We start from the raw sequence: 21596 nt of genomic DNA on the forward strand, positions 1-21596 counted from the left end.
AAAAAGCTAGAACAATGTTAGAATATAAAGTAAATTGCTATAATCAAGGAGAGATGAAAATTGGAAAAAGAAGTAAATGCAATCGTTGAATGGTTACAGGATCAAGTGAAACTAGCAGGTGTAGACGGGTTGCTTGTTGGGGTAAGTGGTGGACTTGATTCAGCCGTAGTAGCCAATTTAATTAAACGGGCATGTCCAGATAACTCCCTTGGTGTTTTGATGCCTATCTATACATCAGATGCAGATTTGGATGATGCTAAAAACGTAATTGAGCAATGTAAAATAGACTCCATGACAGTGGATTTAACGAAAACGCATAATGTCATGTATGAACAAATTCAAAATGGCTTGAAAGAAAAGGACGAATTTAATGAAGCGAATGACCGTCTAGCTGGAGCAAACTTAAGAGCAAGACTTCGTATGAGTACTTTGTATACATTGGCCACCAATTATAATTATATGGTTGTAGGAACGGATAATGCTGCAGAATGGTATACAGGTTACTTTACGAAGTACGGTGATGGTGGTGTGGATATACTTCCAGTTGTAGAATATACAAAAACAGAAGTTAGAGAAATGGCGAAATACCTCGAAGTACCCCAACAAATCGTCACTAAAAAACCAAGTGCTGATCTTTGGGAAGACCAAACCGATGAATCGGAAATGGGAGTAAGTTATGATACAATTGACACTTATTTGAAAGGCAATAAAATTTCTGATGAAGATAAGGAAATTATCGAAAATCTGCATAAACGTTCGGCACACAAACGTGAAGCTCTTCCACAATTTAACAGAAGTTAATTTTTCCTAAATTTAACTGTGTAAATAAACCTCCCTTATACAAACTATGTATAAGGGAGGTTTATTTTATGCGTACAAAAAATTTAATGTTATTTGTTTTGATGATTTTTATTTTTGCAGCTTGTAATGGCGAAGAACAGAATACTTCTGAACACCCACCTGAAGAATCCGTACAGCCAATGCATTATGATGATAGGAATAGGGATATCTATAACATCCAAGAGCCTTCAATTGGTCAACGAGGCGGTTATCCGCAGAGTGAACAGAAAGGAGTCAATTCTTCTGATTTCAGCAAGTATTCAGATGCATTTACCAATGAGGAATCGATTCGTATTACAGAGGAATTAAAGAAACAAAAAGATATCATCCAAGCACAGGTAGCCTCGACGGATGACCGAATTATCGTTGCGGTAATGCTTCGTGAGCACTTTGATCGTCAAATACCGGATGATATTGAAGAAAACGTAAGAGAAATTGTCCCACAGACGGACAAAGAGATTATAGTTTATACAGATGATATTCAATGGGATCGTATGAAAGACTTTGACGCAAGATTGCAGTCGAAAAATATGGGAGAAGGTATGGAGGAATTTATCGAGGATTTATTTCAAATAAATGACTAAAAGCCATTGAAGCCTGAAGGATTTTCCTTTTCCAAAACTGTATTCTTTGATATAGTTAGAAAAGAATTTCTAGAGAGGAGAAAGTCCAATGGCTGGTCATTCTAAGTGGAAAAACATACAAAAAAGAAAAAATGCTCAGGATGCCAAAAAAGGTAAAATCTTTATGAGGCATGCGAAAGATATTTATATTGCTGCTAAACAGGGTGGGGCAGATCTCGGAACAAATGCTACACTACGAGCAGCTGTAGAAAAAGCGAAAGCAGATAACATGCCTAATGACAACATCGAACGCAATATAAAAAAGGCAGCAGGGACACTTGATGGAGCAACCTATGAAGAAATCACGTATGAAGGATATGGTCCAGGCGGTGTAGCTGTTATCGTCAACATTTTGACAGATAATAAAAATAGAACAGCAGCCGACATCCGACATGCTTTCAAAAAGAATGGCGGAAATCTCGGCGAAAATGGTAGTGTATCTTTTATGTTCGATCGTAAAGGGTATATTGTAATCTCCAATGAAAAAGGTTCCATCGATGAAGATGCCATTACATTAGATGCGCTTGAATCAGGTGCAGAGGATATTACGAATCAGGAAGACGCGTATGAAATTTATACAGAACCTGAGAACTATCAGGAAGTGGTTAATCATTTGACTGAGAGCGGGTATGAAATCGCTGATGGTGAAGTAACGCTGATACCTCAAAACTACAATCAGTTATCTAAAGAAGACGAAGAAAAAATGATGAACTTAATTGATTCACTGGAAGAAAATGAAGATGTCCAGGATATTCATCATAATTTAGAAGAATCTAATTAAACTGTCACTTAAACTTCTATTTCTGATTAGGAAATAGAAGTTTATTACTTCTTCTACAACTATGTTAAAATAAGTAAAGGAATGATTATATGATCGCATATATTAAAGGTATTGTTGTAACGATACAAGATGATTCCGTTGTAGTTGATGTCAATGGTGTTGGCTTTGAAATTATATGCCCAAACCCCTTTGCCTTTCAATCATCATTAAATAAAGAGATACTGATCAATACATATCACTATGTACGTGAAGATCTTCAAGTACTATATGGTTTTAAAAATGAAGATGAAAAATATTTATTTACAAAGTTAATTTCTGTTTCTGGAATCGGTCCTAAGGGTGCTTTGGCTATTCTCGCTGGTGTGGATATAGTTGGTTTTATTTCGGCAATTGAACAAGAAGATGATAAATTCCTTACCAGTTTTCCAGGAGTAGGTAAAAAAACTGCAAGACAAATTATCCTTGACCTCAAAGGGAAATTAACGAATGTATTCTCAGTAAATGCAGAATTAGAGCAGGAATCTGTAGGTAGTGAAGGAAATCATTCGGGAGCATACATGGAGGCCGAGGAGGCTCTAAAGGCACTTGGTTATACGGATAGAGAAATTAAAAGTGTTATTCCTGTACTTAAAAAGGAGAATTATTCCAATACGGATGAAATCATACGAAAAGCATTGGGATTGCTCGTAAAAAATTAGGAAGGGGGACAGATGATGGAAGAACGTATAGTAACGGGGGAATTACAGGAGGATGATGATACAACAATAGAACTAAGTCTACGCCCAACAAAACTCAACCAATATATTGGTCAGCACAAGGTGAAAGATAATCTCAGCATATTTATTCAAGCAGCCAAAATGCGCGAGGAGCCGCTGGATCATGTTTTGCTGTATGGTCCACCAGGATTGGGGAAAACAACACTGGCAGCCATTATAGCAAATGAAATGGGCGTTAATTTCAGATCTACATCCGGTCCAGTGATCGAACGTGCTGGAGATCTTGCTGCTATCCTGTCATCCCTTGAGCCAGGTGATGTTTTATTTATTGATGAAGTCCACCGGTTGCCAAGATCGGTAGAAGAAGTACTCTATCCTGCGATGGAGGACTTTTTCCTCGACATTGTCATTGGAAATGGACCGAGTGCCAGATCGGTAAGAATCGATTTACCACCGTTTACCCTTATAGGTGCAACTACAAGATCCGGTCTGCTTACTGCTCCACTTCGAGACAGATTTGGAGTATTAAGTAGATTGGAATTCTATGAAGTTAAAGATCTATGTTCGATTGTTGAGCGAACGGCCGAAATATTTAATACGACTATTACGAAAGAGGCTGCTATTGAAGTTGCACGCAGGTCAAGGGGAACACCAAGAATTGCAAACAGATTGCTAAAGCGTATTCGGGATATTTCACAAGTTAAAGGTGAGACTGAAATCAGCCTCCAAACAACAAATATCGCTTTAGAAATGCTCCAGGTGGATGATGCAGGCTTGGATCATATTGACCATAAAATTTTAAAAGGAATGATTGATGGATTCCAAGGTGGACCGGTTGGCTTGGATACGATTGCAGCCACAATAGGGGAGGAATCCCAAACTATTGAGGATGTTTATGAACCATACCTTCTGCAAGTCGGTTTTATCCAGCGAACCCCGAGAGGAAGGATTGTGACTCCAAAAGCATATCAGCATTTTGGATTAAAAAGGCATGGTGAGTGATGAATATGGGTAAGCTTTTTATCATACTTGGTATTTTGTTTATCATTATTGGTTTTATATGGACATTTATCGGAAAATTACCTGGAGATATTACGTTTAAAAAAGGAAATTTCACCTTTTATTTTCCGATTGTAACTTCCATCATAGTCAGTATTATATTTTCATTGCTATTTTTTATTTTTGGACGATTTTTTCGTTAAGAGACGGATAGGAGATTCATCATAATGAATATTGAGGACTTTGATTTTAATTTACCAGAAGAGCTCATTGCTCAAACCCCATTAAAAGATCGGACGGCATCCAGACTGCTTGTATTGAGTAGACAAACAAATGAAATGGAGCATCAACATTTTTCAGATATAAAAAGATATTTGAAAAAGGGAGATTGTCTTGTGCTGAATGACACGCGCGTACTACCTGCTCGGTTATATGGTATAAAAGCAGATACCGGTGCAAAAATAGAAGTATTATTGCTACATCAGGAAGAGCAGGATACTTGGGAAGTACTTACGAAACCAGCGAAAAAAGTGAAGGTAGGGACCGAACTCCTTTTTGGGGATGGTAAATTAAAGGCGATTTGTATAGGGTTTAAGGAACATGGTGGTCGAATTCTGGAGTTTTCGTATGAAGGGATTTTTTATGAAGTTTTAGATGAGCTCGGTGAAATGCCATTGCCACCTTATATTAAAGAACAGCTACCTGAAAAGGAACGATATCAAACTGTTTTTGCCAAGGAAGAGGGATCAGCGGCTGCGCCAACAGCTGGTTTACATTTTACCAACCAACTTTTAGAGGAGATAAAAAATCTAGGAATAACCATTTCTTTTATTACGTTACATGTTGGATTGGGAACCTTTAGACCTGTAAGTGTTGATAATGTAGATGATCATCAAATGCATTCTGAATTTTATCATATGACACAAGAGACGGCAGAAACCTTAAATAAGGTAAAAAATAATGGAGGCAGAATTATTTCTGTTGGAACTACATCGACAAGAACTTTGGAGACAATTGCTAGAGATAACGAAGGTGAATTCGTGGAAAGCACAGGGTGGACGGATATCTTTATCTACCCACCATATCAATTTAAAGCAATAGATGGTCTCATCACAAACTTTCACCTGCCAAAATCCACGTTGATTATGCTCGTCAGTGCATTAGTGGATAGAGATACGATTCTAAAAGCCTATAATGAAGCAGTAAAAGAAAAATATCGTTTCTTCAGTTTCGGAGATGCGATGTTAATTTTATAAAAGAGGAACGAATATATGACACCAATAACATATGAGTTAATAAAAACAGATAAACAAACTGGTGCGAGACTTGGACGAGTTCATACTCCACATGGTTCATTCGACACGCCAACATTTATGCCAGTAGGGACTCTAGCAACGGTCAAAACAATGAGCCCGGAAGAATTACAAGAAATGGATGCAAAAATTATATTATCCAACACTTATCATCTATGGTTACGGCCTGGAGAGGATATCATTCGGGAAGCTGGTGGTCTCCATAAGTTTATGAACTGGGACGGAGCTATTTTAACGGACTCTGGTGGGTTTCAGGTTTTCAGTTTGAGTGATATGCGAGAGATCAAAGAAGAGGGTGTCCATTTCCGTAATCATTTAAATGGCGATAAGTTATTCCTATCACCAGAAAAGGCCATGCAAATACAAAATGCACTTGGTTCAGATATTATGATGGCCTTTGATGAATGCCCACCCTATCCTGCAACATATGATTATATGAAGTCATCAGTAGAGAGAACGTCCCGTTGGGCTGAACGATGTCTGGAAGCTCATGAACGGAAAGATGTGCAAGGTTTATTTGGAATTATCCAGGGTGGAGAATTTGAAGATTTGAGAAAACAGAGTGCTAATGACCTTGTATCCCTCGATTTTCCGGGCTATGCCATTGGTGGATTGTCTGTTGGAGAACCGAAAGATGTTATGAATCGCGTCTTGGAATCAACCACACCATTCATGCCGACAAATAAACCTCGTTATTTAATGGGGGTAGGTTCACCTGATTCATTAATTGATGGAGCCATTCGCGGTATTGATATGTTTGATTGTGTACTGCCAACAAGGATTGCCCGCAATGGTACCTGTATGACATCGAATGGAAGACTCGTTGTCAGGAATGCAAAGTATGCTAGAGATTTTAGTCCGATAGATGAGAATTGTGACTGCCATGTATGCAAAAACTATACGAGGGCATATATCCGACACTTAGTAAAATGCAATGAAACATTCGGATTCAGACTTACGACTTATCATAACCTCCATTTTCTGTTAAAATTAATGGAGCAAGTTCGAGCTGCTATAAAAGAAGATCGACTTGGTGACTTTAGAGAGTCATTCTTTGAGCAATATGGTTTGAACAAACCGAATCCAAAGAACTTTTAAACTAATACTCGGGAAAGAGGTGAAACTATATGGAAATGTTAGTATCATTATTACCTATCATCTTGATGTTCGTCATTTTTTACTTTTTGCTTATCCGTCCGCAACAAAAGCGTCAAAAGCAAGTAAGAGAAATGCAAACAAACCTACAAAAAGGTGATGACATCGTAACAATCGGTGGTATGCACGCTAAGGTTCATGCACTTGATGAAGCTACAATCGTTGTAATTACTGGAGAAGGCACAAAACTTACGTACGACCGTTCATCGGTCCGTGAAGTGAAACAATCTTAATGTGTATTTGGGTTATAGGCTGAAGAATTATCTTTGGCTTATCCAGATACTAGTTTTATGTATGTATATACATAGAAAAATATTTAACGTATAACAAGAATATTACTATCGTAAAAAAGAAGTTAATGCTTAGGCATTAACTTCTTTTTATGCATTTTTGGAATATTACTCTGTTGTCGTTCCTACCAGATTGACTCCGATGATACCCCCAAGTAGTGCAGCTGCTAAGTAGGCAAGGTGGTAAAGGGACTGCTCAATTGAGAATCCTTGTTGGTATCCAAGGTATTGGATTAGAAAGATAATGAGAGAGAATCCGAGTCCAATTGTCCCTCCAATCATCCAACCTTTAGCTTTCCCTTTCATTCCTGCTGTAACTCCTCCTATGAATAATGCCAACAGTCCGATGATTAATGTTGCCCATTCAAGACTTGACTCGCCAAAAGCGGCGAAATTTAGTATTAGAGCTAAAACAAAACTGGATATCAGAATGATACCGAAGACTACAATCCAACCGTATAACAATGCAATAAACTGATTCCTATGCATCACGTTCCCCCCTATTGTTTGTCCGCCTATCTTTATATTATTCAAGTGAATTTAATTTAGAAGAAAATATTTGTATTTTCGTTGCATATAATCTAAAGAGATCATTTCTAATGTGAAAGAGGGCTAATATGGATGTAATTCTTGCGGGTATTATATTTGTGGTCAGTTATTTCTTTATTATGACAGAGAAAATTAATCGTGCTATAGCTTCACTTGCTGGAGGTGTTCTATTACTACTGACAGGAATTTACTCGACACATGAAGTGTTTTTCCAGTATATAGACTGGAATACGATTGCATTGTTATTTTCAATGATGGTATTGATTTCCATTACAGAAAAAACAGGACTATTTACATTTATTGCCATCCGTTTCGCTCAGAAAGTACGTGGAAATCCAATATACCTATTAATTGGATCGGCCATACTTACAGCAATAGGTTCAGCCTTTTTGGATAATGTTACAACGGTATTAATATTTGTACCGGTTATGCTTAAAATAACAAAGCTGCTGAAACTTCCTGCATTTCCGTACCTTTTAACGATTATTTTTAGCTCGAATATAGGTGGTGCCGCTACATTAATCGGAGACCCGCCCAACATTATGATCGGACAAGCTGTTGAACATTTTACGTTTCTTTCTTTTATTCAGCATACAGCACCTGTAGCTATAGTTATGTTTGCTATTTTGATAGCTTTCTGTCTTATATTTTTCAAAGGGAAATTATCTAACATAAAGTCTAATATGGTAGAACTTTCAGCTATTGACGCCAGTAAAAATCTAACTAGGTCACCGTTATTATATAAATCTGTAGGAGTCCTGATGATGACTTTACTCGGTTTCCTGCTACACTCAATTTTGCATATTGAAATGACGACCATCGCACTTACCGGAGCAATATTACTTTTATTATTAACGGAAGGTGAATTGGATACAGAAGAAATTCTTTCTAAAGTAGAATGGGTGACATTGTTCTTTTTTATTGGTTTATTTGCAATTGTGGGTGGATTGCAACAAGTAGGGGTCATTGATGAAATGGCTAGAATGATTGTCGTGTCAACAGAAGGAGACTATGTCAAAACGACATTGCTTATTCTATGGGTTTCAGGCTTGTTTTCCGGGTTTATCGATAATATTCCATTTGTCGCTGCGATGATACCGGTAATACAGGAATTTGAAACATATGGAATGGTTTACTTGGATCCAATATGGTGGGCATTAGCACTTGGAGCTTGTCTGGGAGGAAATGCAACGTTGGTAGGAGCATCTGCGAATGTTGTCGTTGCTGGCATGGCAGAAGCGGACAATCAGAAGATTTCATTCATTCGATTTATGAAGTATGGAATACCTATTGTTCTCATATCTTTAGTCGTATCAACCGTGTATATTTATTTTCGATATCTGATTCCTTATATGGGACAAGGATAAAAAAATGACACTTGAAATTTCCAAGTGTCATTTTTTTCTGTTGAAAAAAGGGAGTTGTCGTAATTCTTCTTTTGTTATAAATTTAAGCGCAAAAAGTAAAACCAGATAGAATAGTAATAGAACAATAATATGGAGAGCGAATAGCAACAGATTCGAGTCTGTTCTTTCTAGAATATTTTTAAGGAAGCTTCCAGCGCCCCAGGAAAGGGATAACAAGAGTATCATCTTACATGTATCCATTAACGGAATGGTATAGCCGATTTCTTTTCGAAGAACGGCCATATGTAGCAAGGTAACCACGACTACGCCTGAACTGATGGCAATAGCTGCTCCCATAATTCCAAAGTTTGGGTTCGTTGCAAGAGCTAGTAAGACGATTGATTTAAGTGCGACCCCAATTAAACTATTCCACATAGCAGGTCTGGCAAGATCAAGTGCTTGAAGGGTTGCCTGCAATGGTGCTTGAATGTAAAGCAACAGAAAGAACGGTGCCATTAAAACAAGATAGTGACTTGCATTTCCTGTTCCATACATATACGTCAGTAGTTGAACGGAAAATAGTGAGAGAACAACTGTTGATATTGCCCCCGAAGCAAATGATATCCTTATCGATTGATGTATCCGGTAATGGATAATTTTTCTGTTTTTGTTTGCTTCTGCTTCGGCAATGGAAGGAACAAGTGCAACTGCTAGTGAATGGGTAATAAAAGTAGGAAGATACAACAGTGGCATGACATATCCTGTCAATTCCCCGTACTGTTTTGTAGCAAGTGAGCTTGCAACTCCCGCAATAGCAAGACTTTGAAAGACTAAAATCGGATCTAGAAAATTAGAGATGGAGCCAATCATTCTGCTTCCCAGACTTGGTAATGCAATGGAGAAAAGTTCTTTTGCTACAGTTTGTCCAGATCTAAAATAGGAAAAAAATCGATTTCTCAGTTTTAATGTCTTTTTCCTTTTAAAAACATAAATCATATACATCATGGAGATGAATTCACCTAGTATAACACTAAACATAGCACCTGCTGCAGCATATTCAACGCCATACGGAAGTAAAAGATTAATAAAAAAAGCGACGCAGGCTATTCTTACAATTTGCTCGATGACTTGGGCATAACTTTGAGGCTTCATATTCTGTTTGCCTTGAAAGTATCCCCTGATGACTGCTGAAACGGCTGTAATAGGAATAATTGGACTGATCGCTAGTAGCGGAAACATGGACCTGCTGTCAGTTAAAAGGCTAGAAGCTAGATATGGTGCACCAATAGCCAATAGAATGGTGAACACGATGCTTGTAGTTAAGGTTATCATCAATGAAACGATGATAATCTTTTTGATTTTAGCCTGATCATTAACCGCGTCTGCTTCAGCCACTCGCTTAGATATTGCTACAGGCAATCCCAGCTGTGTTAACGTCATCACAAGAAATAGTGTTGGGAGTGCCATCATATATAGGCCGACACCTTCTTCTCCCATGAGCCTAGCTACAACGATACGATTGATAAAACCCATAAAACGGGTAATCATTCCTGCAATTATTAGAACCATAGCACCCTGCAAAAATGTTTGTTTGGTCATTTTTGTCGACCTGCCTTCTCAAATAATTAAATTTCATATACAATGATATATATGCACAAAGGTGTACAAAGCATGACAAGCTAAAAGTATATGACAGGAATTGGTGGGATAATATGGAAATTAAACAGACTGTTAGTGAGTGGAAGCAAATGATCATTCCCGCCTTAAAAAGCAAGGCAGAAGAATTGGAAATGATGGGATACTCCCAGGCAACACCAGATGATGTATGGTCATGCATGGTGAAAAAGGTTTGGAAAGGGGATCCTGAAATGCTGCTCCACGAGATTGTTCAGGATATACTTCATCTTGCATCCAATACATATTTGAGCTATTTAACAATGAGTTCCTATCAGAATGACAATCTGATGGCTTCTATTGCGGCCTTAACTGGTGACAAAGAAAAATAAAATGTATACATAGATGTTTAGTATTTTTAAGGAGGAAGTATATTCAATGAAAAAGAGAGGAAGAATCGTTTCCTTTTTTCTTGTTTGTTTAGTTTTGGCAGGAACAATAGGAACAACGGTAATAGGAATTACAAAAGATATCAATCTTGGGTTGGATTTACAGGGAGGATTCGAGGTACTTTATGAAGTTGCACCTGTGGATGAAAATCAGGAAGTAACAAGAGGGTTATTGGAAGGTACAGTTGAAACACTGAATGACCGTGTCAATCGTCTTGGAATTAGTGAGGCAGTCATTAATATAGAGGGCGAAGATAGAATTCGCGTACAGTTGGCAGGTATTGAAAACCAGTCAGAAGCTAGAGATTTACTCTCCACATCTGCGCAATTATCTTTTCGTGATGTAAATGATAATGAACTGCTTGATGGAAATGATGTAAAAGAGGGTAGTGCTGCACAGGATTTTGATCCACAGACAAATGCTCCAATTGTTACCTTGCAACTGAAAGATGCTGCAAAATTTGGGGAGGTTACGACAGAAATCAGCCAAATGAACCCACCTGATAATAAGCTTGTAATTTGGATGGATTATCAGGAAGGAGATTCTTATAAAGCGGAAGCAATGGAGGCAGAACCGAAATTTGTTTCTGCACCGAATGTAGGTGAACCTTTACATACGTCAAATGTCATGATTTCGGGGAGCTTTACGGTAGAATCTGCAAAACAACTCGCAGATATTATTAACTCTGGTTCACTACCAGTTCATATGACTGAAATATTTTCTACTTCTGTCGGTGCACAATTTGGGGAGCAAGCTTTAAACGAGACATTAATTGCAGGCATTGTAGGTATCGGTTTAATATTGCTATATCTTATTGTTGTCTACCGCTTTTCCGGTTCTATAGCAGCGATCAATTTAACTTTCTATGTATATCTAGTTTTATTGGTGTTTGAGCTTCTTAATGGTGTATTAACTTTATCTGGAATTGCAGCACTTATACTGGGTGTTGGTATGGCGGTAGACGCGAATGTAATTACATTCGAACGTATTAAAGAAGAACTGCGGACAGGGAAATCTGTTAAAGCAGCATTTAAAGCCGGAAATAAAAATTCCCTTTCAACGATTATGGATGCTAATATTACCACTTTAATCGCAGCGGTTGTTCTGTTTATTTTTGGAACAAGTTCAGTTAAAGGCTTTGCGACAATGCTCATTATCAGTATTATCATTAGTTTCCTGACAGCAGTTCTTGGTACAAGAATCCTTCTCGGATTGTGGGTGCAGAGTGGCTATCTTACAAAAAGGAAAACATGGTTCGGTGTTAAACAATCGCAAATTAAAGATATAGCTGAAGAAGAAGAAAAACCGAAATTATTTAAACGCAACGTAAATTTTGTTCAACATCGGAAAAAGTTTTTCACGGGAACAATCATACTGATTATTATTGGGGGGATAGCCCTTACTGTCTTCCAGATTAATCCCGGGATTGATTTCACTAGTGGTTCCCGTGTGGAAGTTGTTTCTGATACAAGTCTTACGAATGAAGAAGTGGAAGCAGGATTTAAAGAGCTTGGATTGGAAGCTAAATCAATTGTGCTATCAGGTGCCAACAATGAACTTGCGGTTACCAGATTTGACAATGTGCTTTCTGAGGCGGAAGTGGAAGAAGTGCAAGCCTATTTTAGTGAGAAATACGGGCAGGACCCAAGTGTCAGCGTAGTATCGCCAATTGTAGGTCAGGAATTGGTTAAGAATGCCATTTATGCAGTGGCAATCGCCTCCGTATTTATGATTATTTATGTAACCATCCGTTTTGAGTTTTTCTTTGCAATTACAGCCTTAATTACATTACTGCATGATGTATTTATCATTCTATTCGTTTTCAGCATTACACAGTTGGAATTCGATATTACGATTGTTGCTGCACTCTTAACCATTGTAGGTTATTCGATAAATAATACGATCGTTATTTTTGATCGTATCAGGGAAAATATTCGCAAGAAAAAACGTGTCAAATCCTTTAAGGATCTTGCTGAGGTTGTGAATACAAGTATCATCCAATCTTTTACAAGAACGATGAACACATCAATCACTACGCTAATTGCAATTCTGGCATTTCTAATATTAGGAGCATCTTCCATTGGAAGTTTTGCTATCGCATTGGCAGTAGGAATTGTTGCTGGAACCTATTCTTCGTTATTATTAGCCTCTCAACTATGGCTCGTATGGCGAGGAAGATCGGTTAAAGATAAGCCTTTGGATTTCACAAAGAAAAAACGAGTGGAAGGTCCACAGGTATAAGAAATATAATTACAAGCTTTGTTAGAAGTTCTAACAAAGCTTGTATATTATCATGCATGCTTGAATTGTTCGGAAACAGGGTACTCTAACATACATAATGAAATTGAGCTGTAGGAGGAATTTAAGATGAAAGGACAGACATATGTCATTTTAGCAATTATACTAGTAATTATTGTTGCAATTTTTGCTGTAATTAATGTAGATCCCGTAGAGGTAAATTATTTATTCGTGACACAAGAATCACCATTAATCCTCGTAATCTTATTTTCTGTACTCATGGGGGGAATTATAACGGCTTCTGTAGGTACAATGCGAATTTACCGATTACAAAGGGAAATTAAACTTCTAAAAACGGAAAATGTTACATTATCTCAAAGACTCGATGAAAACGGTATTCCAATCCAGAGTGAAAAGAAGGATTTTAAAGGAGATATAGAAGATAACAATACTCCAACTAAATAATTCTGATTGCTACCCCTGCTAGTCTCTTGTATAATAGATTAGTCAGGGGTGAATTTATGTTAGAAAGTAAGGCAATATGGAAATATACTACAACTGAAAATCAGACAGAGGTTTTAACAGATGATACATTAGACGTATCCCCAACTGTAAAAAAACTTTTACAGCAAAGAGGGATTACCAACACTGAAGATGCTAGAAAATTTTTATCACCTGATCTAAAGAATTTACACATTCCACTACAGATTGATTCAATTGAAAAAGCATCAGAACGTGTACATAAAGCAATAGACTCCAACGAGAAAATTCTTGTATTTGGGGACTATGATGCAGATGGTGTAAGTTCTACAACTGTTCTTATAAAAGCCTTGCATGAACTTGGAGCATTATGTGATTATTATATACCAAACCGTTTTACAGAAGGATATGGTCCCAATGAATCTGCTTTTAGACGTGCAGCCGAAAATGGGTATTCACTAATCATCACAGTTGATACTGGAATCGCATCCGTGCATGAGGCTTTCGTCGCTAAACAATTAGGTATTGATTTGATTATAACGGATCACCATGAGCCACAGAAAGAATTACCGGAGGCTTATGCCATTCTGCATCCAAAGTGTTCACCTGATTATCCTTTTCAGGAACTTGCGGGAGTAGGTGTAGCATTTAAATTCGCACAAGCCTTACTTGGTTATTTCCCAAAACATTTGCTAGAGTTTGCAGCAATCGGAACAATAGCTGATCTAGTACCATTGGTGGATGAGAATCGTATTCTGTCATTTTATGGTCTTCATGCACTGACTATATCAAAAAAACCAGGTATTAAGGCGCTTAAACGAATTTGTAAGATAGAAGGTAATGTTTCCGAGGAAGACGTTGGTTTCTTAATTGGACCAAGAATTAATGCGGTTGGAAGGCTACAAGATGCCGATCTGGCAGTAAAGTTACTATTGACCGAAGATGCCGATTTGGCACAAGAAATTGCAGAAGAGATTGATGCAATAAACGAGCAGCGAAAAAAAATAGTAAATGATATTGTTAAAGAGGCAGAACTAATTGTTCAATCCTCCGATTCACATGGTGTTATCATTGCGGCAAAAGAAGGTTGGAATGAAGGGGTACTAGGAATTGTTGCATCCAAATTAGTTCGAAAATACGATCGCCCTGCAATCGTCCTGACGATTAAGCCGGAAACCGGAGAAGTGAAAGGCTCAGCGAGAAGTATTCCAGCATTTGACTTATTTCAAAACTGCATGAAAATAAGAGACCTATTCACACATTTCGGTGGACATTCACAGGCTGCCGGGATGACATTTCCACTAGAAAATATGGTACATGTACAGAATAAACTGGATTTATTTATACAGGAAGAATTGACTGAAGAAGATTTTAAACAGGAAATCATGATTAGTGCCGAATTGGCTCTCGAAGATATAAATGAAGGTCTTGTATCCGAAATTGATAAACTGGCACCATTTGGTATGGGAAATCCAAAACCGATTATTCAGGTAAAAGAAATTCCTTCAGACGCAAGAAAAATTGGCAGTGCTAAAAATCATCTAAAACTTCAATTCAAAAAAGAGGGCTTCTCACTCGATGGAATTGCCTTTGGTATGGGGGAACTGTACGATCATATTTCGCCACATACGCCTCTTACGATTGCTGGAGAACTTGGAATTAATGAATGGAATGGCAATCGGAAAGCCCAAATTCTCATCCAGGATATGAAGATTGAGGAATGGCAGCTATTTGATTTTAGAGGTAAACGGAAAATGGAGATTAAACCAGTCGGCAATGGGAAAGAATTAATTATTAGTAATTCTGTTGAACGGATTCATAATCAGATTGAACAGGTAAGTTATAATACTTCAATGGAAATGGTCGATGAAAAGGATTCTCTCTATTTATATGACCTTCCTGAAAAACTGGAATCTTTAACGAGAATCATTCAGCACGTAAAACCATTAAATATTTACGTCTTTTTTCATTTAGAAGACAGTGCATATCTTTCAGCGTTTCCTTCAAGAGAAGAATTCGTTTGGTTTTATGCACTATGCAGGCAACGTAAAGTGATGGATATGAAACAGGAATTAACAAAGATTATGAACCACAAAGGATGGAACAAAGATAAAATCATCTTTATTTCAAATGTGTTTTTTGAGCTCGGGTTTGTTAAAATAGAAAATGGTATCATTGAAGTACAATCGAATCCAATAAAAAAAGATCTCCAAGATTCAAAATTGTATCAGGAACGCCTTGAAAAGGCAGCTATTGAAAAGCAACTTTACTATTCAAATTACCAAGAATTGAAACAATGGTTTACCAGTTGTATGGATTATTTGGGAAGTCCCAAGGAGGAAGCAATAAATGGATTATAAGCAATATATTAAAATTGTTGAAGATTGGCCTAAAGAAGGAATTCAGTTTAAAGATATCACACCACTGATGGATAACGGAAAGGCGTTCAAATCAGCTGTTGATGAGATCGTTGAATTTGCTAAAGAAAAGGAAATAGATATCGTAGTAGGTCCAGAAGCGAGAGGATTTATCGTTGGTTGCCCAGTTTCCTATGCGCTTGAAGTGGGCTTTGCTCCTGTTCGAAAAGAAGGAAAGCTGCCACGTGAAGTGATTAGGGTAGACTATGGTCTTGAATATGGTTCTAACGTATTAACAATCCATAAAGATGCAATTAAGCCAGGGCAACGTGTTTTAATAACAGATGATTTACTCGCAACGGGGGGGACAATTGAAGCAACTATAAAGCTTGTCGAAGAGCTTGGTGGAATTGTTGTTGGCTGTGCGTTTCTAATTGAATTAAGCTATCTTGATGGTAAAGATAAATTGGATGGCTATGATGTGTTAGCATTAATGACATATTAAAAATATAATAATAGGTCTGGCGCTATGTAAATAACGTCAGACCTATTATTATATAAAAATTTTGAATGGACACTTGAAGCATAAAAGCATATAATTAAAAATATTTAGGACGCTTGTAAAAATATGTCTACCACTTAAACTGGAGGATAGACGGTAATATTTATTTCCGTGAATATGTGGTAAATAATGCAGACAGCTAGTAAAGGTGATTACATGGCAAACGATGAAAACATAACAATAACGGACATTTTAAATAAAGCAGAACGGTATTTGTCGAGTGAAGATATCGACTTGATTCAGCTTGCCTATGATTTTGCAAACGAATCACACCATGATCAATTTAGAAAATCAGGGGAACCTTATATTATTCACCCAGTTCAGGTCGCAGGTATACTTGTGAATCTTGAGATGGATGCAGAAACGATTGCAGGAGGTTTTCTGCATGATGTTGTTGAGGATACGGATATAACGGTGGAAAGATTAGAAGAAGCGTTTAATCATGAAGTTGCAATGTTGGTGGATGGCGTTACAAAATTGGGTAAAATCAGATATGAAACAAAAGAAGCCCAACAAGCTGAAAACCACCGTAAAATGTTTGTAGCAATGGCAAAGGATATTCGCGTAATTCTAATTAAACTTGCAGACAGACTGCATAATATGCGGACATTAAAGCATCTCGCCCCTGAAAAGCAGCGTCGTATTTCAAACGAGACGTTGGAAATTTTCGCTCCTCTGGCACATCGTCTTGGAATCTCTACTATAAAATGGGAATTGGAAGATACTGCTTTAAGATATCTTAATCCTCAACAATATTATCGCATTGTCCAACTGATGAAACAAAAGAGAGATCAACGCGAATCTTATATTAAACAAGTAATTGAAGAACTTACAGAAGAATTACAAGATGTCAATGTAAAAGCGGAAATGTCAGGACGCCCAAAACATTTATACAGCATTTATCAAAAAATGGTGAAACAAGGTAAACAATTTAATGAAATATATGATTTATTGGCCGTTCGAATTATCGTAGATAGTATTAAAGACTGCTATGCAGTTCTTGGAATTATCCATACAAACTGGAAACCAATGCCCGGAAGATTTAAGGATTATATTGCAATGCCGAAACAGAATCTTTATCAATCCTTACACACAACGGTAATTGGACCAAAGGGTGACCCACTGGAAGTCCAAATACGTACAAAGGAAATGCATGAAATTGCTGAATATGGTATTGCCGCACATTGGGCTTATAAAGAAGGAAAGCAGTTTAAGTCTGGGAAGAAATCCTTTGAGGAAAAGTTAACATGGTTCCGGGAGATACTTGATTGGCAAAATGACACCCATGATGCGGAAGAGTTTATTGAATCTCTAAAAATTGATCTCTTTTCCGATATGGTTTATGTTTTTACACCGAAAGGCGAAGTAGTTGAATTACCATCTGGATCGATCCCGCTGGATTTTGCCTATAAAATTCATACAGAAATTGGAAATAAGACAATTGGAGCAAAAATCAACGGTAAAATGGAGCCACTTGATTATGAACTGCAAAATGGTGATATTGTTGAAGTAATGACTTCCAAACATTCCTATGGTCCATCCCAGGACTGGTTGAAGATGACACAGACTTCTCAGGCTAAAAGTAAAATTAAACAATTTTTTAAAAAGCAGCGAAGAGAAGAAAATGTTGTAAAAGGCAAGGAAGCAGTGGATAAGGAAATTCGTGCCTTAAATATCGATCCGAAAGAAGTTCTTGTATCCGATAATATGCAACGGATTTTTGATAAATTTAATTTTACTAGTGAAGAGGATATGTATGCTGCAGTAGGTTATCAAGGAATCACAGCAGCACTTATTGCAACAAGACTTACCGAAAAGCTTCGTCAAACGAGACAAAAGGAACAGGACCTACAAACAACCATTGAAGAAGTTAAAACAGATCGAGCGAGTACGAGCAGATCACATAAAAAGGATTTTGGTGTAAGGGTGGAAGGTGTAGATAATTTACTTGTCCGGCTTGCGAAATGCTGCAATCCTGTACCCGGTGATACAATTTTAGGTTATATTACAAAAGGTCGAGGTGTATCTGTTCACCGTTCGGATTGTCCTAATGTGCAGACGGAAGAAGCTAAACAACGTTATCTGCATGTAATGTGGGAAAATGGAAATACAGAAAATAAACAATATCATGTTGATATTCAAATAACGGGTTATGACCGTCGAGGACTTCTGAATGAAGTTTTACAGGCTGTCAATGAAATGAAAACAAATATCACCCATGTAAATGGAAAATCGGACAGAAATAAAATGGCGATTATTCAGATTACCATATTAATCCATAATACCAGTCATCTACGAAAAATCGTCGAACGCATCAAACAAATCAAAGATGTTTATACGGTTACACGTACGGTACAATAGACACCTATCTTGCAGTAGGATTAATACCTACTGAATTTTACTTCATGACTGTAATCTAAAAAAATTGAAACTACGGTTACTATTCCCGTTGGAAAGAATTGTTGTTATTGTTATAAAATCTATAAACTACGAAGTAACTGCCATTTGCGAGAGACCTTTAGCTAATAATGGAAGCAAGTTTCTTCGGCTACCGCTCTGGGAAATACACTTACGGTTCGCGGGCGGCTGGTGAGCCTTAGAATGCGCGAAGTGTATACGGGCTGCGGTCGCCTGAGAGCCTATTTTCCATTATAAGCGCTGTACATAAATAGAAGTTACGTCGCACTTTATCTCAATTCTGCGATGCTTGAAAAAACAAACATTACAAAAAGAGGCTAATTTATAAAGTTCTAAAGGAGTAATTGATAATGAAAGCAGTAATACAGAGGACAAAAGATGCCAGTGTTCGTGTAGAAGGAGAGATAGTGGGAGAAATAACGGAAGGTTTTGTTGTTCTTCTTGGTGTGACACATGAAGATACCCAGGAAGACGTTAATTATCTTGTCAATAAAATCATTCATTTACGTGTATTTGAAGACGAAAATGAAAAGATGAATCTTTCCCTTCAAGATGTACACGGAAGTATTTTGTCGATTTCTCAGTTTACCCTTTACGGTGATACACGAAAAGGAAGACGTCCAAATTTTATGCAGGCAGCTAAGCCAGATGAAGCTAATAATAGGTATGAAAGTTTTAATGCTTTGATCAGAGAACATGGGATACATGTTGAAACAGGTAAATTTGGTGCAATGATGGATGTTACATTTACAAATACTGGACCAGTAACGTTAATCATTGACAGCAAAGAAAAATAGGTAGCCAAATAAAAACAGGGATGGTCATGATTGACATCCCTGTTTTTGGCTTTAGAATTTGCTTATTCACTGAAATATTTTCTAAGTCCTTCTACAATACCGGTAACGAGTTTCTTCTGATAGGCATTTGTTTGGAGCAATGCCTCTCTCTCCGGATTTGATATAAAACCAAGTTCGAGGAGGACAGACGGTTTTAAATTTGTTCTTAGAACTTGAAAATCTCCCTTTGCTATTCCGCGGTCAGACTCATCTGTTTCTTTAATAATCCCTTGCTGAATATATTTAGCTAAATTCTCATTTTGATCTGCATAATAAAATGATTCGATACCAGAGACATTAGGAAGTTCAGGTACGCTATTATAATGAATACTAATAAATGCGTCTGTATCGTTAAAATTGGAGTATGTTGACCGACTGGATAATGAGATAAATTCGTCTTCTTCCCTCGTAAGAAGAACGTTGGCACCAAGATATTGGAGTTCTTGCTCAAGTTCATGTGCAGTTAGGTATGTAAAGCTTTTTTCATAAGTATCTGTAGTACCAATTGCACCTACGTCTCTACCACCATGCCCCGCATCGATGATTATCGTTTTATTTTTGAAAACATTTTTATTGCTAGCTTCTTTTGGTTCACTAACAAGATCTTTCAGTATGTAACCTGATTGGCCGGCAACATCTATTTCATACCATTCATTAATTGCGGACAAGACATCATATTCTATCCCCTTTTCTGCAAAGTGAATAATATCATAGTCTGTAGAAGGTCCTTCCCTTAATTGTGTATGCTCATGTTGTATTGTAATCGAGCTTACATCGGTCTCTTTCTCTGTTTCTTCATCCTCTTCAGATGACTCAGTTACAGTTGTAAAATCTTCCGCAACCCAGCCAGATCCACCTGGTAATTCAATTTCCACCCAACCATTCTTTTCTTGAATAATGGTGTAAGACTCACCAGTATCAGCTACACCAACACTATCATAATCAGTCCCAGGACCACTTCTAATATTTAGATTGGATCCTTCAATGATAGCTTCATCCGCATAAACAATTTCCACATTTGCAGAATAGAGGAAGATAATTGCTGTAAATAGTATGAACATTAGTTTTCTCGAATGCGTTTGCACAATATGCCTCCCTAATTTTTTATATGTATATGTATCTTTTAGTATAATAAAATTTCTCCTTTAAGGCAAAACTGTAAGAAGACGTTCCAAAATATTTTGAAGGTTATCTCTCTAAATAGGACTGGAAATACTCTTCCCACTGAAAAAAATGTTGTTTTTATCGCAATATATATAAACTGCGAAGTAACTGCTAGTTGATTTCTATCCGTATGAAGAAACTTCGGCGACCGCTCTGGGAAATATACTTCGCTTTCCACGGGCGGCTGGTGAGCCCCTTCATGCTGACGCATTTCAGTGTCTCACCTATGCCTCTCTTCCCGTAGGAGTCTCCGTATATTTCCCAGAGCTGGTTAGAAGGTTGCTGACGATGGGTAGCTAAAATCGTCATACAGCCTTACCAGTCCGGATGAGCGGCGGGCGGTGACTCCTGCGGGAACAGCACGTGACCGAAGACCAGAAGAGTGGTTTTCTCTTCGGGGCTGAGGCCGTGCCCGCGGAAAGCATCCGCCCAGAGCGATCCCGGACTGTGGTAAAAGAAGTTATTTCGCAGTTTATCTCAACTCTGCGATATATTAAAAGAACCATTTTTTACAGTGGGACGAGAAACTGCAGTCCCAAACATTAAGGAAATATTTCAAACGAGGTATTTGCAAAAAAGAGGAGACAGTATAGTGAGAATGAATGATAAACAAACGAATGTAAATGATCAGAAAGATATCTTTTCTACAGATCTTCATCATTTTGTGGAGATGGAAGGACGTGGTACACACTTGGAAATTGCCAGTGAACTTGGAATTTCTATAGGGGAAGTTAAAATGTTAAAGAAAAAGCTGAATCGTTCTTGACAATACAGGTTGTTAACATTAATATTATAGACATTCAACTAATTAAAATAAACTTACCGATGAAGGAAAAAGTAATCAGGAACCACCTGTATAGAGAGA

21 protein-coding genes and 1 other annotated feature (1 of these 22 running past the window's edge) are annotated in these 21596 nt (G+C 37.5%); of the genes, 18 read left to right on the plus strand and 3 right to left on the minus strand.

Annotated elements, in window-relative coordinates:
• Positions 1 to 60: 60 nt before the first annotated feature.
• The 9 genes from nadE to yajC all read left to right on the plus strand — a co-directional run bounded on the left by nadE (position 61) and on the right by yajC (position 6660).
• The gene (nadE, locus tag ACFOUV_RS02340; protein WP_379495157.1) at positions 61 to 801 is read left to right on the plus strand and encodes an NAD(+) synthase; all 741 of its coding nucleotides are present in this window, start codon (positions 61 to 63) and stop codon (positions 799 to 801) included.
• 68 nt (positions 802 to 869) lie between these two features.
• Positions 870 to 1424, plus strand: coding sequence for a YhcN/YlaJ family sporulation lipoprotein (locus ACFOUV_RS02345; RefSeq protein WP_379495158.1), 555 nt, complete (start codon positions 870 to 872; stop codon positions 1422 to 1424).
• An 88-nt stretch (positions 1425 to 1512) separates the two neighbouring features.
• A complete protein-coding gene (locus ACFOUV_RS02350) occupies positions 1513 to 2244 on the plus strand; it encodes a YebC/PmpR family DNA-binding transcriptional regulator (RefSeq protein ID WP_379495159.1) in 732 nt (243 codons plus the stop codon).
• Between the two features lie 89 nt (positions 2245 to 2333).
• Positions 2334 to 2942: a Holliday junction branch migration protein RuvA gene (gene ruvA / locus ACFOUV_RS02355; RefSeq protein ID WP_379495160.1), complete on the plus strand. Its 609-nt coding sequence runs from the start codon at positions 2334 to 2336 to the stop codon at positions 2940 to 2942.
• A 15-nt stretch (positions 2943 to 2957) separates the two neighbouring features.
• Positions 2958 to 3962: a Holliday junction branch migration DNA helicase RuvB gene (gene ruvB / locus ACFOUV_RS02360; protein WP_379495161.1), complete on the plus strand. Its 1005-nt coding sequence runs from the start codon at positions 2958 to 2960 to the stop codon at positions 3960 to 3962.
• 5 nt (positions 3963 to 3967) lie between these two features.
• Complete coding sequence (locus tag ACFOUV_RS02365; protein ID WP_379495162.1) at positions 3968 to 4162, plus strand: DUF2905 family protein; 195 nt, start codon at positions 3968 to 3970, stop codon at positions 4160 to 4162.
• 24 nt (positions 4163 to 4186) lie between these two features.
• Complete coding sequence (queA, locus tag ACFOUV_RS02370; protein WP_379495163.1) at positions 4187 to 5215, plus strand: tRNA preQ1(34) S-adenosylmethionine ribosyltransferase-isomerase QueA; 1029 nt, start codon at positions 4187 to 4189, stop codon at positions 5213 to 5215.
• Between the two features lie 15 nt (positions 5216 to 5230).
• The gene (gene tgt / locus ACFOUV_RS02375) at positions 5231 to 6370 is read left to right on the plus strand and encodes a tRNA guanosine(34) transglycosylase Tgt (protein ID WP_379495164.1); all 1140 of its coding nucleotides are present in this window, start codon (positions 5231 to 5233) and stop codon (positions 6368 to 6370) included.
• A gap of 29 nt (positions 6371 to 6399) precedes the next feature.
• Positions 6400 to 6660 carry a preprotein translocase subunit YajC gene (yajC, locus tag ACFOUV_RS02380; RefSeq protein WP_379495165.1) on the plus strand — a complete coding sequence of 87 codons (261 nt, stop codon included), beginning with the start codon at positions 6400 to 6402 and terminating at the stop codon, positions 6658 to 6660.
• 165 nt (positions 6661 to 6825) lie between these two features.
• Here yajC and ACFOUV_RS02385 read toward each other — a convergent pair whose 3' ends face one another.
• Positions 6826 to 7206, minus strand: coding sequence for a TIGR04086 family membrane protein (locus tag ACFOUV_RS02385; protein WP_379495166.1), 381 nt, complete (start codon positions 7204 to 7206; stop codon positions 6826 to 6828).
• Positions 7207 to 7334: 128 nt separating this feature from the next.
• On the opposite strand from ACFOUV_RS02385, the gene ACFOUV_RS02390 reads away from it, so the two are divergent.
• Positions 7335 to 8633, plus strand: coding sequence for an ArsB/NhaD family transporter (locus ACFOUV_RS02390; protein WP_379495167.1), 1299 nt, complete (start codon positions 7335 to 7337; stop codon positions 8631 to 8633).
• A gap of 27 nt (positions 8634 to 8660) precedes the next feature.
• Here the strand turns inward: ACFOUV_RS02390 and spoVB are convergent, their stop codons facing one another.
• Positions 8661 to 10211, minus strand: coding sequence for a stage V sporulation protein B (gene spoVB, locus ACFOUV_RS02395; RefSeq protein ID WP_379495168.1), 1551 nt, complete (start codon positions 10209 to 10211; stop codon positions 8661 to 8663).
• 113 nt (positions 10212 to 10324) lie between these two features.
• Here spoVB and ACFOUV_RS02400 point away from each other — a divergent pair, with 113 nt between their 5' ends.
• The 7 genes from ACFOUV_RS02400 (at position 10325) to dtd (ending at position 19528) form a co-directional block, all read left to right on the plus strand.
• Complete coding sequence (locus tag ACFOUV_RS02400) at positions 10325 to 10618, plus strand: post-transcriptional regulator (RefSeq protein ID WP_379495169.1); 294 nt, start codon at positions 10325 to 10327, stop codon at positions 10616 to 10618.
• A gap of 46 nt (positions 10619 to 10664) precedes the next feature.
• Positions 10665 to 12917 (plus strand): protein translocase subunit SecDF, encoded by a 2253-nt coding sequence (gene secDF / locus ACFOUV_RS02405; protein WP_379495170.1) that lies wholly within the window; start codon positions 10665 to 10667, stop codon positions 12915 to 12917.
• A 126-nt stretch (positions 12918 to 13043) separates the two neighbouring features.
• The gene (locus ACFOUV_RS02410; protein WP_379495171.1) at positions 13044 to 13379 is read left to right on the plus strand and encodes a LapA family protein; all 336 of its coding nucleotides are present in this window, start codon (positions 13044 to 13046) and stop codon (positions 13377 to 13379) included.
• Positions 13380 to 13435: 56 nt separating this feature from the next.
• On the plus strand, positions 13436 to 15754 hold the full coding sequence (gene recJ, locus ACFOUV_RS02415; RefSeq protein ID WP_379495172.1) for a single-stranded-DNA-specific exonuclease RecJ: 2319 nt from the start codon (positions 13436 to 13438) through the stop codon (positions 15752 to 15754).
• Positions 15744 to 16256, plus strand: a complete 513-nt coding sequence (locus ACFOUV_RS02420) for an adenine phosphoribosyltransferase (protein WP_379495173.1) — start codon at positions 15744 to 15746, stop codon at positions 16254 to 16256. Before recJ ends, ACFOUV_RS02420 begins: the two co-directional genes overlap by 11 nt.
• A gap of 213 nt (positions 16257 to 16469) precedes the next feature.
• Positions 16470 to 18674 carry a RelA/SpoT family protein gene (locus tag ACFOUV_RS02425; protein ID WP_379495745.1) on the plus strand — a complete coding sequence of 735 codons (2205 nt, stop codon included), beginning with the start codon at positions 16470 to 16472 and terminating at the stop codon, positions 18672 to 18674.
• A 407-nt stretch (positions 18675 to 19081) separates the two neighbouring features.
• Complete coding sequence (gene dtd, locus ACFOUV_RS02430) at positions 19082 to 19528, plus strand: D-aminoacyl-tRNA deacylase (RefSeq protein ID WP_379495174.1); 447 nt, start codon at positions 19082 to 19084, stop codon at positions 19526 to 19528.
• Positions 19529 to 19590: 62 nt separating this feature from the next.
• Here dtd and ACFOUV_RS02435 read toward each other — a convergent pair whose 3' ends face one another.
• Entirely contained in the window at positions 19591 to 20652 is a 1062-nt protein-coding gene (locus tag ACFOUV_RS02435) for an N-acetylmuramoyl-L-alanine amidase (protein WP_379495175.1), read from the minus strand.
• A 671-nt stretch (positions 20653 to 21323) separates the two neighbouring features.
• On the opposite strand from ACFOUV_RS02435, the gene ACFOUV_RS02440 reads away from it, so the two are divergent.
• Positions 21324 to 21497, plus strand: coding sequence for a hypothetical protein (locus ACFOUV_RS02440; RefSeq protein WP_379495769.1), 174 nt, complete (start codon positions 21324 to 21326; stop codon positions 21495 to 21497).
• A gap of 50 nt (positions 21498 to 21547) precedes the next feature.
• Positions 21548 to 21596, plus strand: a binding site (T-box leader) (it continues 170 nt past the right edge of the window).

This window comes from Oceanobacillus longus, from assembly GCF_042650085.1.
In the GTDB taxonomy this organism is placed as follows: Bacteria; Bacillota; Bacilli; order Bacillales; family Amphibacillaceae; genus Oceanobacillus; species Oceanobacillus longus.